Source organism: Streptomyces sp. NPDC048288 (assembly GCF_043201555.1).
Taxonomy (GTDB): Bacteria; Actinomycetota; Actinomycetes; order Streptomycetales; family Streptomycetaceae; genus Streptomyces.
On sequence record NZ_JBICZD010000001.1, the window covers coordinates 544,792 to 558,576 of the forward strand.

At 72.7% G+C, this 13,785-nt stretch carries 14 protein-coding genes; 7 read left to right on the forward strand and 7 right to left on the reverse strand.

The genetic code is table 11. From position 1 onward, the window contains the following. Positions 1-24: 24 nt before the first annotated feature. Positions 25-669: an HNH endonuclease family protein gene (locus tag ACGFZS_RS02340; protein WP_365690324.1), complete on the reverse strand. Its 645-nt coding sequence runs from the start codon at positions 667-669 to the stop codon at positions 25-27. 421 nt (positions 670-1,090) lie between these two features. On the opposite strand from ACGFZS_RS02340, the gene ACGFZS_RS02345 reads away from it, so the two are divergent. Then, on the forward strand, positions 1,091-1,672 hold the full coding sequence (locus tag ACGFZS_RS02345; RefSeq protein ID WP_365690327.1) for a TMEM165/GDT1 family protein: 582 nt from the start codon (positions 1,091-1,093) through the stop codon (positions 1,670-1,672). Between the two features lie 163 nt (positions 1,673-1,835). After that, positions 1,836-2,495: an HAD-IA family hydrolase gene (locus ACGFZS_RS02350; RefSeq protein WP_393793536.1), complete on the forward strand. Its 660-nt coding sequence runs from the start codon at positions 1,836-1,838 to the stop codon at positions 2,493-2,495. 207 nt (positions 2,496-2,702) lie between these two features. Here ACGFZS_RS02350 and ACGFZS_RS02355 read toward each other — a convergent pair whose 3' ends face one another. Next, positions 2,703-2,960, reverse strand: a complete 258-nt coding sequence (locus tag ACGFZS_RS02355; protein ID WP_365690331.1) for a peptidoglycan-binding domain-containing protein — start codon at positions 2,958-2,960, stop codon at positions 2,703-2,705. Between ACGFZS_RS02355 and ACGFZS_RS02360 the strand changes: the two genes are divergently transcribed. Both ACGFZS_RS02360 and ACGFZS_RS02365 read left to right on the forward strand, forming a co-directional pair. After that, positions 2,953-3,630 carry a hypothetical protein gene (locus tag ACGFZS_RS02360; RefSeq protein ID WP_393793537.1) on the forward strand — a complete coding sequence of 226 codons (678 nt, stop codon included), beginning with the start codon at positions 2,953-2,955 and terminating at the stop codon, positions 3,628-3,630. The two genes, ACGFZS_RS02355 and ACGFZS_RS02360, sit on opposite strands and share 8 nt — an antisense overlap. Positions 3,631-3,831: 201 nt before the next feature. Next, a complete protein-coding gene (locus ACGFZS_RS02365; protein WP_393793538.1) occupies positions 3,832-5,865 on the forward strand; it encodes a DHA2 family efflux MFS transporter permease subunit in 2,034 nt (677 codons plus the stop codon). Here the strand turns inward: ACGFZS_RS02365 and ACGFZS_RS02370 are convergent. Further along, a complete protein-coding gene (locus ACGFZS_RS02370; RefSeq protein WP_393793539.1) occupies positions 5,858-6,358 on the reverse strand; it encodes a GNAT family N-acetyltransferase in 501 nt (166 codons plus the stop codon). The genes ACGFZS_RS02365 and ACGFZS_RS02370 overlap by 8 nt on opposite strands. Before the next feature lie 164 nt (positions 6,359-6,522). Here ACGFZS_RS02370 and ACGFZS_RS02375 point away from each other — a divergent pair, with 164 nt between their 5' ends. Further along, positions 6,523-6,696, forward strand: coding sequence for a hypothetical protein (locus ACGFZS_RS02375; RefSeq protein ID WP_393793540.1), 174 nt, complete (start codon positions 6,523-6,525; stop codon positions 6,694-6,696). Here ACGFZS_RS02375 and ACGFZS_RS02380 read toward each other — a convergent pair. Then, positions 6,693-7,127 (reverse strand): DUF1992 domain-containing protein, encoded by a 435-nt coding sequence (locus ACGFZS_RS02380; protein WP_393793541.1) that lies wholly within the window; start codon positions 7,125-7,127, stop codon positions 6,693-6,695. The two genes, ACGFZS_RS02375 and ACGFZS_RS02380, sit on opposite strands and share 4 nt — an antisense overlap. A 103-nt stretch (positions 7,128-7,230) precedes the next feature. Between ACGFZS_RS02380 and ACGFZS_RS02385 the strand changes: the two genes are divergently transcribed. After that, positions 7,231-7,620: a hypothetical protein gene (locus ACGFZS_RS02385; protein ID WP_359208230.1), complete on the forward strand. Its 390-nt coding sequence runs from the start codon at positions 7,231-7,233 to the stop codon at positions 7,618-7,620. Positions 7,621-7,664: 44 nt separating this feature from the next. Here ACGFZS_RS02385 and ACGFZS_RS02390 read toward each other — a convergent pair whose 3' ends face one another. The 3 genes from ACGFZS_RS02390 to proP all read right to left on the reverse strand — a co-directional run bounded on the left by ACGFZS_RS02390 (position 7,665) and on the right by proP (position 11,324). After that, entirely contained in the window at positions 7,665-8,336 is a 672-nt protein-coding gene (locus ACGFZS_RS02390; protein WP_390970382.1) for a class I SAM-dependent methyltransferase, read from the reverse strand. 112 nt (positions 8,337-8,448) lie between these two features. Then, positions 8,449-9,618, reverse strand: coding sequence for a DUF2330 domain-containing protein (locus ACGFZS_RS02395; protein ID WP_393793542.1), 1,170 nt, complete (start codon positions 9,616-9,618; stop codon positions 8,449-8,451). A 329-nt stretch (positions 9,619-9,947) separates the two neighbouring features. Then, positions 9,948-11,324: a glycine betaine/L-proline transporter ProP gene (proP, locus tag ACGFZS_RS02400; protein WP_393793543.1), complete on the reverse strand. Its 1,377-nt coding sequence runs from the start codon at positions 11,322-11,324 to the stop codon at positions 9,948-9,950. Between the two features lie 374 nt (positions 11,325-11,698). On the opposite strand from proP, the gene ACGFZS_RS02405 reads away from it, so the two are divergent. Next, a complete protein-coding gene (locus ACGFZS_RS02405; protein WP_393793544.1) occupies positions 11,699-13,735 on the forward strand; it encodes a bifunctional glycosyltransferase 87/phosphatase PAP2 family protein in 2,037 nt (678 codons plus the stop codon). The last annotated feature ends 50 nt before the right edge of the window (positions 13,736-13,785 follow it).

Consider the following 13,785-nt stretch of genomic DNA (forward strand, 5'->3'; position numbering starts at 1 on the left):
AGGACCGTGGGGAGGTTCCGGCTCTCAGCAGCTGGCGAGGTAGCTGGTGAGCGCGCTCTTCTCGGCGGAGTCCACGGAGAGGTCGTAGTAGTACTTCACCTGGACCCAGGCGCGGACGTAGGTGCAGCGGTAGGACGTGAGCGAGGGCATCCACTCGGCCGGGTCCTGGTCGCTCTTGGACTGGTTCACGTTGTCCGTGACGGCGAGGAGCTGCGGGCGGGTGATGTCGTTGGCGAACGCCTGGCGCTGGGCGGTGGTCCAGTTGCGGGCGCCGGAGTCCCAGGCCTCGGCGAGCGGGACCAGGTGGTCGATGTCGAGGTCCGAGGCGGCGGTCCAGGTGGCGCCGTCGTAGGGGGAGTACCAGCTGCCGCTGGTGGCGGTGCAGGCGGAGTTGGTGACGACGTTCGTACCGTCCCGCTTGAGGATGTACTCACGGGTGTTGCAGGTGCCGCTGATGGTGATCCAGGTCGGGAACAGGTCCCGGTCGTAGCCCGTGCGGACCTCGGTCGCCACGGTGAGCGAGGCGAGGTAGGTGCGGGCGGTGGAGGCGCTGACCGGCGTGGGGAGGGCGGCGGAGGCGCTCGGGGAGTTGAAGAGTGCGGCAGAGGCTATGAGTCCGGTAAGGGCGGCGAGTATGCTGACTCGTCGACGCGCGTAGAACTTCGGCATGCGAACTCCCTGGTGGGGGTGGGGTGTTGGAGCGCGAGCGAGGGAATGCTCGCGCCGCCGTGTTGCCGATGGGTGAGCGTTCGGTAAGAAACTAATGACGTGTTCATGACACGACAAGGTGTGCGACGTGACTCACAGGTGGGAGCCTCGGCCTTGGGGTCGATGGCCGGGTCACGTATCGTGGTCGGCGTTGAAGGGGAGTAGCTCTTCGCCGGACCGTCGACATACTGCTCAGCCCGTCTGAGCCGGCGCCCGGAGGCGGACCTCGATCAGGGGGCCGCCAGCGAGACCTTCGGCAAGCAGTGCACGCCTGTGCCGTACGCGGCGCGGGTTGTCCGTGTGTGCTGCCGTGCCGAGGTGTCGTGTGTCACATGCGAAGTGCAGCACTCTCGGTGGGGCGGCCCCTACCGATTGAGGACCCTTGATCAGCATCACCGTGACGGCGCTCGTCTTCGGCGTCATCTTCCTCGCCGAACTCCCCGACAAGACCGCCCTCGCCGGCCTCGTCCTGGGTACGCGCTACCGGGCGTCGTACGTCTTCGCCGGTGTCGCCGCGGCCTTCCTCCTGCATGTCGTGCTCGCCGTCGCCGCGGGCAGCGTGCTGACCCTGCTCCCGCAGCAGATCGTGCACGCGCTCACCGGCGTGCTCTTCCTCGGCGGCGCGGCCGTGCTGCTGCTGAAGAAGGGCGAGGAGGACGAGGAGATCCGCAAGCCGGCCGACCAGTCCTTCTGGAAGGTCGCCGGTACCGGGTTCATGCTCATCCTGGTCGCCGAGTTCGGTGACCTCACGCAGATCATGACGGCCAACCTCGCGGCCCGCTACGACGACCCGATCTCCGTGGGCCTGGGCGCCGTGCTGGGCCTGTGGGCGGTGGCCGGTCTCGGTATCGTCGGCGGCAAGGCGCTGATGAAGAAGGTGCCGCTGCGGCTGATCACGCAGATCGCCGCCGTGCTGATGCTGGCGCTGGGCGTGTGGAGCCTGTGGGAGGCGATCGCGGGCTGAGCTGTCGCGGGCTGAGCTGAAGAGTGGGTGAACGGTCGGCGAAGGCGCTGGCGGGATCGCCCCCTGTTTTGTACCGTAGAGAAACAAAGTGGCTCCCGCCCGTTTTCCCTGACCGGCGGGCGGGGCCGCCTTGTTCTCCGCCCGGCCCGTTTAGGAGCTGCCGATGCCGGCCACCGTCGTTCTCACCGCCCGCGCCCTCCTGCTCGACATGGACGGCACCCTCGTCAACTCCGACGCCGTCGTCGAACGCATCTGGCGGCGCTGGTCCGAGCGGCACGGGCTGGACGGCGACGAGGTCATGAAGGTCGTCCACGGACGCCAGGGGCACGCCTCGATGGCCGTACTGCTGCCGGACCGGCCGGTGAAGCAGAACCTCGCGGACAACGCGCGCATGCTGGCCGAGGAGACCGCCGACATGGACGGCGTGGTGGAGGTGCCGGGCGCGGCGGCCTTCCTCGCCTCGCTGAGCGGCCTCCCGCACGCGCTGGTCACCTCGGCGGACGTGCCCCTGTCCACGGCCCGGATGGCCGCGGCCGGCCTCCCGCTGCCCACCGTACGCATCACGGCGGAGTCGGTCGGCGCGAGCAAGCCGGACCCCGAGGGCTTCCTGAAGGGCGCCGCCGAGCTGGGCGTCGCCCCTGCCGACTGCGTGGTCTTCGAGGACTCCGGCGCGGGCATCGCGGCGGGGCGGGCGGCCGGGATGCGCGTGGTGGGAGTCGGGGCCCGCGCCGCCGTGCACGGGCCGGACGTGGTGGTGCGGGACCTGACGGGGGTGCGGGTGGAGAGCGTGGGCGCCGGGCTGATCCAGCTGCACGTCGGCTGAGCCTGAGGCCGGGGTGCCGGGGTTTCGCTCACCGGCGCTGGCCGGGTGCCGCTGCGCCCGCCCGTGCCGCCCCTGGCGGCACGCATGCCCGCAGCTATGTGAGACACGGCTGGACAGCGCCCCTTCAGGGGCGCGGGGAACTGCGCGACCAGCCCCCACCCACCCGCACCCGACCACGCACCGAACCGCCCCCTGTCGGCCCGCCCCCTACGGCTCCGTCGTCTCCGACTCCAGCGACGCCCGCGTGGCCGTCCCGTACACCCCCGACTCGTCGGTCAGGATCCCCCGCGCCAGTTGGTACGTGCGCACCGCGTCCTCGGTCTTCTGGTCGTAGTGGCCGGTGGCCTTCCCCGAGTAGAGGTTCAGCTGGGCCAGCCGGAGCTGCAGCTCGGTGACCTCCGCGCCGGAGTCGCCGGGGCGCAGGACCCCGCCCGAGGTGGGCTGCGCTGACTCGCCCGTGCCCATCGCCGACGCCGAGGCGGACGGGGTCGCCGAGCGGGACGCCGTCCGGGAGGGCGCCGCGCTCGACGGCGAGGGGGACGTGCTCGGCGACGCGCTCGGGCTGGTGGAGGGGGACGGCGAGGACGAGGGCGAGGACGAGGTGCTCGGCGTCGCGGCCGAGGGGGACGCCGTGCTCGGGGTCACGTCCGGGATGCTCTGCCGTACGTCCTCGGGGCCCGCCGTGTCCCGCGTCGGCGTCGCGTGCGAGAAGGCACCGCTCACGACGCCCGCCACCGCCACCACGCCCACCACCGCCGCGACCGCCGCCGCCAGGAGCAGGGCCCGCCGGGACCGGCTCCGCGGCTCCTCGGCCGGGGCTGGGGAATCGCCGGGGGCGTCCGTCGCCGGACCCGGACCCGGCGTCGGACCCGGCGTCGGCTCCGGCACCGCCCGCAACGGCACCGTCGGCTGCGCCACCACCGGCAGCGGCTCGGTCTCCCCGCCGTCGGCGCCGACGCCCGCTCCCGCGCCGGACTCGATGTCGATGTACGGCCGTATCCGCAGCGGATCGAAGTCCTCCGCGGCGGCCTGCTCGGCCGTGCGCGCGTCGCGCAGCGCGTCGGACGTCCGCTGGTTGCAGTCGCAGGAGGGCGAGCCGTCCGGTTCCTTCGGCGCCCCGCACTCCGGGCACTGATGGCCCCCGGTCGTATCCGTCACGGTGTTCGTCCCACCCCTGTCACGCATCTCACGAACTCCACAGACTATGCGGAGCACCCACACGTACGTTCGCAGGAACCCCATGTTTCAGGGGCCCCGAAGGGGACTCGACGGGCCATAACGGGTGACACCGTCCACGATGGAAGGTGGTCGGCCGTAGTACCCCCGGGAGGTCTCCATGGCCCTGGACACGACGCACCCGACGGCGAAGGACGCGGAGCGCGTCCCCGGCAACGTGCTCGTCCCGATCGGCGCGCTGCTGCTCGGCCTGCTGCTGGCCGCGCTCGACCAGACGATCGTGGCGACGGCGCTGCCGACGATCGTCAGCGACCTGGGCGGTCTTGAGCATCTGTCGTGGGTGGTCACCGCCTATCTGCTGGCCTCCACCGCCGCCACCCCGCTGTGGGGCAAGCTCGGCGACCAGTACGGACGCAAGCGGCTCTTCCAGATCGCGATCGTGATCTTTCTCATCGGGTCCGCGCTCTGCGGGACGGCCCAGGACATGGGCCAGCTGATCGCCTTCCGCGCGGTGCAGGGGCTGGGCGGCGGCGGACTGATCGTGCTGTCGATGGCGATCGTCGGCGACCTCGTGCCACCCCGCGAACGAGGCCGCTACCAGGGGCTGTTCGGTGCCGTGTTCGGCGCGACCAGTGTGCTCGGACCGCTGCTCGGCGGGGTCGTCACCGAGCAGCTGAGCTGGCGCTGGGTGTTCTACGTCAACCTGCCCGTGGGCGTCGTCGCGCTCGCCGTGATCGCCGCCGCGCTGCACATTCCGCGCCGCCGGGCCCACCACGTCATCGACTACCTCGGCACCTTCCTGATCGCCGCCGTCGCCACCTGCCTGGTGCTGGTGGCCTCGCTGGGCGGCACGACCTGGCGCTGGGGCTCGCCGCAGATCATCGGGCTCGCGGTGCTCGGGGTACTGCTCGCCGTCGCCTTCGTGGCCGTCGAGCGCCGGGCCGCCGAACCGGTCCTGCCGCTGAAGCTCTTCGGCATCCGCACCTTCACCCTCGCCGCCGTGATCAGCTTCATCGTCGGCTTCGCGATGTTCGGCGCGATGACCTACCTGCCGACCTTCCTCCAGGTCGTGCACGGCATCTCGCCGACCCTGTCGGGCGTGCACATGCTGCCGATGGTGATCGGCCTGCTGCTGTCCTCCACCCTCTCCGGCCAGGTCGTCAGCCGCACCGGCCGCTGGAAGGTGTTCCCCGTCACCGGCACCGCCGTGACCGCCCTCGGCCTGCTGCTCCTGCACCGGCTCGACGAACACAGCTCCACCGCCGAGATGAGCGCCTACTTCTTCGTCTTCGGGCTCGGACTCGGCCTGGTCATGCAGGTGCTGGTGCTGATCGTGCAGAACTCCGTCTCGTACGAGGACCTCGGCGTCGCCACCTCCGGCGCGACCTTCTTCCGCTCCATCGGGGCCTCCTTCGGCGTGGCCGTCTTCGGTTCCGTCTTCGCGAGCCGGCTCGCCGACAAGCTGGCCGACGCCTTCCGGGGCGTCCGCCTCCCGCCCGGCGCCACCCCGGGCGCCCTCCAGGCCGACCCGCGCGGCATCGCCGCCCTGCCGCCCGCGCTGCGCCCGGCGGCCCTGCACGCGTACGCGTCCTCGATCACCGACGTCTTCCTGTACGCCGCCCCGGTCGCCCTCCTCGGCTTCGTCCTCGCCTGGTTCCTCAAGGAGGACCGGCTGCGCGGGTCGGTCACCGCGCCGGACGCCTCGGAGACCATCCCGCCCAATCCGGTCCAGCGGTCCTCCTACGACGAGTGCTGCCGGGCGCTGTCCTTGCTCGGCACCCGCGAGGGGCGCCGGGAGGTCTACCGGAAGATCAACGAGCGGGCCGGGGTGGACCTGCTGCCCGCCGCCGGCTGGCTGCTGCTGCGGATCCGCAAGTACGGCTCGGTGGAGCCGGGGCAGCTCGCCGAGCGCGGGCCGGTCCCGATGACCGTCGTCCTGGAGGGCGCCCGCCAGCTGGAGGAGCGGCACCTCGCCGAACGCCTGGGCCTGGACCTGACGTTGACCGAACAGGGCCGCGGGGTCGCCGAACGGCTCGCGAAGGCCCGCGAGGAGTCCCTGGCCGACCTGCTGGGCGACTGGTGGAGCCCGGACCGCCCCACCGACCTGGACCGCCTGGTACGGGAGTTGACCGACGAGCTGTGCGGCACCGAACGCGAGCAGCCGCAGCACCCGTCGGCGGGCACGGTCAGGTGAGTGCCAGCTCCTTGCGGAACCAGTGCTCGGCGTAGACGTCGTCGTTGTGCGGGCCGGTCTCCGTGTAGCCGAGCCGCGCGTACAGGGCGCGGGCCTCCACCAGGTCGGAGCGGGTGTCCAGGACGATCCGCCGGGCGCCCAGCGCACGCGCCGCCTCCTCCGCCGCCGCGACCAGCAGCGGGGCACCGCCCCTGCCGCGCAGCTCCTCGCGCACGAAGACACGGGTGAGTTCGGCGGTGGCCGGGTCCAGGAGCCGTACGCCCGCGCTGCCGGCCGGCTCGCCGTCGTACCGCCCGATCAGCAACCGCCCGGTGGGCGGGGCGAGTTCGGGACCGGTCCGGGCGGCGACCTCGCGGTCCAGCTCGGCCGGGTCGGTGCGGCGGCCCTCGTGGAGCAGGTACCAGCGGTCGCTGACCTCGGTGTAGTACGCCCGCCACAGGGCGAGCGCGACGGGCGAGTCGGGGTGTTCGGGGGTGACGGTCCAGGAGGTCATGGGTCCTGATTCCAGGCCGGTCCGGGGTGCCCGCGCAACCGGATATGCGGGCGGGGGACACCTGTTGGCGGTGGCCGGGAACGCCCGTCGGCGGTTTGCGGGCCGCCGCCCGGGTCACCCGTAGGGCGAGCCGGCCCGTCGGGCCGAGACACCGGAGGGCACCCATGTCCCCAGGTTTGATCATCGCGATCGTGGCCGCCGTGGCCGTCGTCGCGGCCGCACCGGCCCCGCGCGCCAGGGGCCGCGGCCCGGAGCGGACGGCTCCGGCGCGGCGGCCGACACCGAACGGCTCCGGCCGGCCCTGCGCGGCTACCGCGAACTGGCGGACCGGCTGCTAGGCCTGTGACTCCGGGTCCGCCGCGCCCGCCGCCGTCCGGCGCTCCCGCCACTCCCGTACGACCTCCTCGACGTCGTACGGCTTCTTGCCCAGCGGGGGGCCGGGCGGCGGCTTGAACATCATGTCTCGGATCTTGACGTTGACCTCGGTGATGATCTTGCGGACGATCCGCTCTGAGGGCGCCGCGTAGGCGGCCGCCAGAGCGTCCTCGGCCTCCTTGCGCAGCGCGAGCGTCGGCGGCAGGAACGCGAGGCCCTCGCGGGCCAGCTTCCGCTTGACCCACCACATCTCGTCGTACGGCGTGTCCAGGACGGCCGGCAACGGCTCGCCGGCGCCCGGCAGTTGATCGAACTCACCGTGCCGCTGCGCGTCGTGGATCTGCTTGTCGACCCAGGACTCGAACGGCACCCCGGGTGGCTTTCGCTCGGTCATGACTCCATTGTGCCGGACGTGATCCCGCCGGGCGTTTTATCATGCGGCCGAGATCCAGGACGGATCTCAGGAAAGACCCAGGAACCGCGCAGGGGGAACGCACGTGCTCGAACTCACCATGGCCTCCGTATCCGGGGCGACGGGCGAGACGGCCGGAATGCTCATGGCCGACGCGCCCAGCGACCCGGGCGCCGTGCTGCGGGTGGGCCGCGACGCCTCCGTCTGCCGGCTCACCACGCCGGACGACTGGCTGTTCGTCTCCCGGGTGCACCTGGAGTTCCTGTGCGGGCCCGAGGGCGGCTGGCAGGTCACCTGGCTGCGCGGCTCCCAGGCCGAACCCTCCTCCGAGGTGCTGCTGAAGGTCGGCGAGTACGCCCAGGCCCTCACCTACGGCGGCACGGTGGCGCTGCCCCGGGGCGGCTCCGGCGAGATCGTCGTCCGGGACCGCACCGCCCCGCGCAGCGTCAACGTGGGCTTCTACCACGAGGGTTGAGCCGCACCCCGCGGGCGTCCCGCGGGCGCCCCGCGGGACGCCGCTCAGTCGAGCACCCGGGCCAGCGCGAAGCCGTCGTAGCCCTTGCTGCCGACCGTCTGGATCGCCGTGCCGGTCAGCCTCGGGTGGGCGGCGATCAGCTCGATCGCGGCGCGGGTGCCGACCACGTCCGGTTCGGCGCTCTCGGCGTCGACGACCCGGCCGCCGCGCACCACGTTGTCGACGACGATCAGGCTGCCGGTGCGGGTGAGCCGCAGCGCCCACTCCACGTAGTGCGGGTTGTTGGCCTTGTCGGCGTCGATGAAGACCAGGTCGAAGGGGGCCGGGTTCTCGTCGGCGAGCTTGGGCAGCGACTCCAGGGCGGGCCCGACCCGCACCTCGACGACCCGCTCCAGGCCCGCGCGGGCGAGGTTGCGGACCGCGACCTCGGCGTGCCGGGCGCTGTACTCCAGCGAGATCAGCCTGCCGTCGGCGGGCAGGGCGCGGGCCAGCCAGATGGTGCTGTAGCCGCCCAGCGTGCCGATCTCCAGGATGTTCCGCGCGTCCTGGATCTGCGCGAGGAGCTGGAGCAGCTTGCCCTGGTTGGCGGTGACGTTGGCGTGCGGGAGTTCGTTGGCCTCGCTCTCGCGCAGGGCTGCCTGGAGCGCCTCGTCGTCCGGTGAGAGGTGGCTGGTGAAGTAGAAGTCGACGTCGTCCCAGAGCTGAGAGCCGCTCATGCGTCCGCTGCCTTTCGCCTGTCCGGGTAGCTGTCCGGTCAACAGCTACCTGGATAGCACTACTGAGGCGGCGGACGCACCGGTGATCCACCGCCCCGGTGCCGGACGGAACTCAGCCGATCGGCGCAGGCGGCTCGGGCGGCGGGGGTGGTGTGGGTGGTGCGGGTGGCATGGGCGGCTGTGCAGGGGGCGGGGGCGGCGGTCCGGACGGGCGGCGGGAGCGGTGCACGGCGGCCAGCGAGACGGCCGTGCCGACGAGCAGCAGCGCGCCGCCGACCGTCAGCAGCCAGGCCGGGATCCCGGCGACCTCGCGCAGCCGGTCCGTGTAGACGACCTGCCGGAAGGGGGTGTCCGAGGAGGCCCGCCGCAGCACGTGGTCGGCGGAGATCCGGGACGGCTGCGGGAACTCCTGGCCGATCGCCGTCAGGTACGGGGTGCCGGCGGCGAGTTCGCGCAGGCTGCCGGAGGGGTTGCTGAGGCGGCCGGCGAAGACGACCCTCGGACGCTCGCCGCCGATCGCCGAGCTCGGCTCCATGCGGTGGGCGGCGAGGACGTACAGGCCGAGCGACTGCGGGGTGGTCGCGAGCCGGGACAGCCGCATCGGGTAGACCGGCCGGTCGCTGGCGAAGGCGAGGTGGAGCGGGTCGAGGGCGCCGTTCAGCGCGGTGTCCGCGGTCTCAGGGGCGAGCTTGACCGCCACGTACTCCCAGCGGTTCTGGACGTACGGCTTCAGGGCGGTGCTGAGGCGGGGCGGGAAGGGGAAGCCGTTGCTGCGCAGCCAGCCGTCAAGGGCGGCGGAGTCGGTGGCGGTCAGCTGGGCCACGTCGAACGGGCCGAGCCGCTGGCGGCCGACCACGCCGACGCCGGGGGGCTGGGCGGTGCGCGGCGGGCCGGGGGGCGTGCCGCTGCCGGTGGTCAGGGGCCAGTCGCCGTCCTGGGGCCAGAAGTGGTAGCGGGTGCGGTGGGCCGGGGCGGTGAGGGTGTGCAGCTGGTCGAAGAGGGCGGGGTCGGCGAGGGCGACGGTGGCGCGGTGCGGGACGGGCATGATCCAGGCGGCGCGGTCGGCGTCGCCGGACACGGTCAGCCGCATCACGATCTGTTCGCGGGTGCCGTCCCAGCGCAGGAGCGACTCCTCGCGGGAGACGGCGATCTGCCGGCCGGCGTCGGGCACGAGGGCGCCGCAGGCGCAGGCGTACGCCGGGGCGGCGAGGCTGCCGAGCTGGAGGGCGGCGAGGATGAGGAGGACCGCGAGCAAGTGTCTGCGTTGACGCTGGCCGCTCATGAACCGATGCCCTCCGCCCTACCGTCGATCAGGACTTCAGACGGTATAGCGGAGGGCGTGGTACCAGGAGCCGTTCCGGACAGCCACCGTCTGTCTACCGACGGTACGGACGAGGCGGTCGGTTGGTTCGAAGGCGCAGGTGGGAAAGTGCCGGGGGCTTGTGGTTGTCGGTCGGCCGCGGGTCGGCGGCGGCTGGTCGCGCCCGCGCGGCGGAGCCGCATGTTGATAAAGCCCCGCGCCCCTGGCGGGGCTGGGGTGTGTGGCTGGTCGCGCCCGCGCGGCGGAGCCGCAAGTTGATACAGCCCCGCGCCCCTGGCGGGGCGCTGTCCTCAGGTCGCTTCCACCGCGGGCGCCGAGCCCGGAAGGGGCCTGCCCGCTGTCTCTGTCATGCGCCAGGCGGCGAAGCCGCCGATGACTGCGGCGGCCATCATGTAGTAGGCGGGCATCATCATGTTTCCGGTTGCTCCGATGAGGGCGGTGACGACGAGGGGGGTCGTGCCGCCGAAGAGGGAGACGGAGATGTTGAAGCCGATGGAGAGGGAGCCGTAGCGGACGCGGGTGGGGAAGAGGGCGGGGAGGGCGGCGGGCATGGCCGCGGTGAAGCAGACCAGGAGGAGGCCGAGGGCGCCCATGCCGAGGGCGACCGCGAGGAGGCTGCCGTCGCGGATGAGCAGGAGCGCGGGGACGGAGAGGAAGAGGAAGCCCGCGCAGCCCGCGGCGATCACCGGGCGGCGGCCGACGCGGTCGGTGAGGGCGCCCGCGAACGGCTGGACGACCATCATCAGCGCCATCACGCCGAGGACGACGAGGAGGCCGTGCGTCTCGTCGTACTTCAGCTCGCTCGTCAGGTAGCTGGGCATGTACGACAGCAGCATGTAGTCCGTGACGTTGAAGACCAGGACCAGGGCCATGCACAGGAGCAGGGCCCGCCACTGACCGGTGATCATCTCGCGCAGCGGGACCTTGGGACGGGACCGCTCGGACTTCGCCACCTCCGCGGCGAACGCCGGGGTCTCCTCCAGGCGCATCCGCAGGTAGAGGCCGATGACGCCCATCGGGCCCGCGATCAGGAACGGGATCCGCCAGCCCCAGGCGGTCAGGTCGTCGGAGGAGAGCAGGGCCGTCATCAGGGTCACCAGGCCCGCGCCGCCGATGTAGCCGGCCAGCGTGCCGAACTCCAGCCAGCTGCCGAAGAAGCCGCGCTTCTTGTCCGGGGCGTACTCGGCGATGAACGTGGACGCGCCCGCGTACTCGCCGCCGGTGGAGAAGCCCTGCACCAGGCGGGCGGCGAGGAGCAGGATCGGGGCGCCGACGCCGATCGTCGCGTAGGAGGGGATCAGGCCGATCGCGAAGGTGCCCGCCGCCATCATGATCATGGTCACGGCGAGGACCTTCTGGCGGCCCACCCGGTCGCCGAGCGGGCCGAAGACCAGGCCGCCGAGCGGGCGGACCAGGAAGGCCGCGGCGAACGCGCCGAACGTGGACAGCAGCTGGGCGGTCGGGTTGCCGGACGGGAAGAAGACCTTGCCCAGCGTCACGGCGATGTAGCTGTAGACGCCGAAGTCGAACCACTCCATGGCGTTGCCGAGCGCGGCCGCCTTCACGGCGCGCTTCACCAGCGCGGGGTCGGTGACCGTGGGCGCGGGGGCGGCGGCGCGGGGGCCGGGGACCTGGACGGACGGGGTGACAGCTGTGGCGGTCGCCAAAACGGGGCTCGCCTGCCTTTCGTGGGGGACAAGGGGCGCGGCCCGTGCGGCGGCGGACGGGTCGAAAAGTGACCATAGGGGGACTTGGTGTCGTTACGGCCCGTACGTGCTTCGGTGCACGGTGCAGCTAAATGCGGTGTACGCAGGGACGTCTGCCCGCTCCCGAGGGCGTACGCGGGGCGCGCACTGTGATCCTTGTCGCGCTCCGTGGAGGCAACCGCACCCCCCGCCCACTATCGTCTTCCGGACCAAACGCGGGCGGACGTCAGGTGAAGAGGGGGTTGCCTGCGTCTCTGTCCAGAGGTGGTGGGAGCCTCATAGGGTTCTCAGAGCGAACGAGCGGTGTGCGGGACGGGGCGGGAGGCCGACGGGGCGTGGCGGACGTGGAGCACAGAGGGCGGGCGGGGGACGCCTTCGGCGGGGCGGTGGCCGGTGCGCGGTTCAGGATGGTCCGGCTCGGCCTGTGGGCGGTGGCCGCGGTCCTCGTCGTACGGCAGCTGGCCGTCGTGCTGCGCACGCCGAGCGGGGAACGGCTGACGGACCTGGAGACCTGGGTCGGACCCGAGGGCGTGCTGCACGTCAACGGGTCGCTGTACGACTCGACGCGGTTCACCGGCACCCCCTTCGGCGGGCTGGTGCTCAAGCCGCTCACCCGGGCCGCCGAGCAGGCCCTCGGCTGGGGCTGGACCTTCGGCACCCTGCTGCTGGTGGTCGCCCTCGGCCTGGTCGCCGCCCGGGCGCTGCCCCAGCCGGTGAGCCGCCGTACCGCACTGCTGGCCGCCCCGGTCGCGATCAGCCTGCTGATGCTCTCGCTGCCGGTCCGCAACACCCTCTGGCTCGGCCAGACCAGCATCATCCCGGTGCTTCTCGTGCTGCTGGGCTGCTTCACCGTGCGCGGGGAGCGGAGCAGCGGGCTGTGCATCGGCCTGGCCGCCGCGCTCCAGCCGGCCGTGCTGCTGTTCGCGCCGCTGCTGTGGTTCACCGGCCGCCGCCGGGCCGCCCTCACCACCGGCGCGACCTTTGCCGCGGGTACGGCGCTGGCCTGGGCGGCGATGCCGCACGACTCGTACACCTACTGGATCCACCACATCGCCGGCACCGGCCTCGGCGGCCAGGCGGACGCGCTCGCCAACCAGTCGCTGCACGGCGCGCTGCTGCGGTTCGGGCTGAGCGGGCCGCTGGAGATCGTCCTGTTCCTGGCGCTCGCCTCGGCCGTGGCCGTCCTCGCGCTGCGCCGCGCGGTGCGCTACGCCCGGGACGGGCAGCTGCTGCTCGCGGTGGCGATCACCGGCTGCGCGGTGGTGGCGGTGTCGCCGGCCGCCTGGCAGCACCAGCTGCTGTGGGTGCTGCTCGCGGTGGTCGGCCGGGCCGGGCGGCGGGCCGCCGACCGCCCGGTGTGGCCGGTCGTGGTCGTCCTGGTGATGACCCTGCCCGCCAAGGCGCTGCTGCCGAACCAGGCGCTGTTCGTGCCCGTCCGCGACAACGCCGTGCTGCTCGCGGCGCTGGCCGCGGCCACGCTCGTCCCCTTCGTGTCCCGGACCGCCCCGGAGTTCGCCCGTCCGGTCCCCACGGACTACGCGGAGCCGGTCCCGTCCCGCTTCCGCCGGATACCGCTGACGTCCTCGCTGCGCCGGGTCCTGACCCGGCCCAACCTGGTCCTCGAACTGCTCGCGATACGGCTCGTCTACTTCGCCTACCAGCAGATCCGGCTCGCCGCCGCCGGGGGAGGGGACGGCACCGGCGGGCGGCTGCGGGCCGAGCGCCACGGGCACCAGATCCACGACATCGAGCGGTTCCTGCACCTCGACATCGAGCACTGGGCCAACCACGCCGTGTTCGGCGTCGGCTGGCTGCGGAGCTTCTTCGACTTCTACTACGAGTCCTTCCACTTCGTGGTGCCGCTGAGCGTGCTCGCGGTCCTGTGCGTCCGCCGGCCGGTCGACTACCGCTGGGCCCGTACCGCCCTCGGCTTCGCCACCGGCTTCGCCCTGATCGGCTTCTGGCTCTACCCGCTGGCCCCGCCCCGGCTGATGCCGGGCCTCGGCATCATCGACACGGTCCACGGCCCGCAGAACTTCGCCAAGCCGGACTACGGCACGCTCACCCAGCTGACCAACCAGTACGCGGCGATGCCCTCGCTGCACTTCGGCTGGTCGCTGTGGTGCGGGATCGTGATCGCCGTGGTCGCGCCGAAGTGGTGGATGAAGGCCCTCGGCCTGCTCCACCCGCTCTTCACGGTGTCGGCGATCATCGCCACCGGCAACCACTGGGTGCTGGACGCGGTGGGGGGCGCGGTGGTCGTCGGCGCGGGCTTCGGCGTCGGCTATCTGCTGCAGGGGCCGCGAGCCCGCCTGGTGAAGGCGGCGGCGGTCACCGAGGAGGGCCGGGAGCCGGTGCCGGCACCGAGCTGACGCCGGCCCCGCCTCCCGGCCGTGGGAGGCGGGGCCGGCGCCGCTCACCC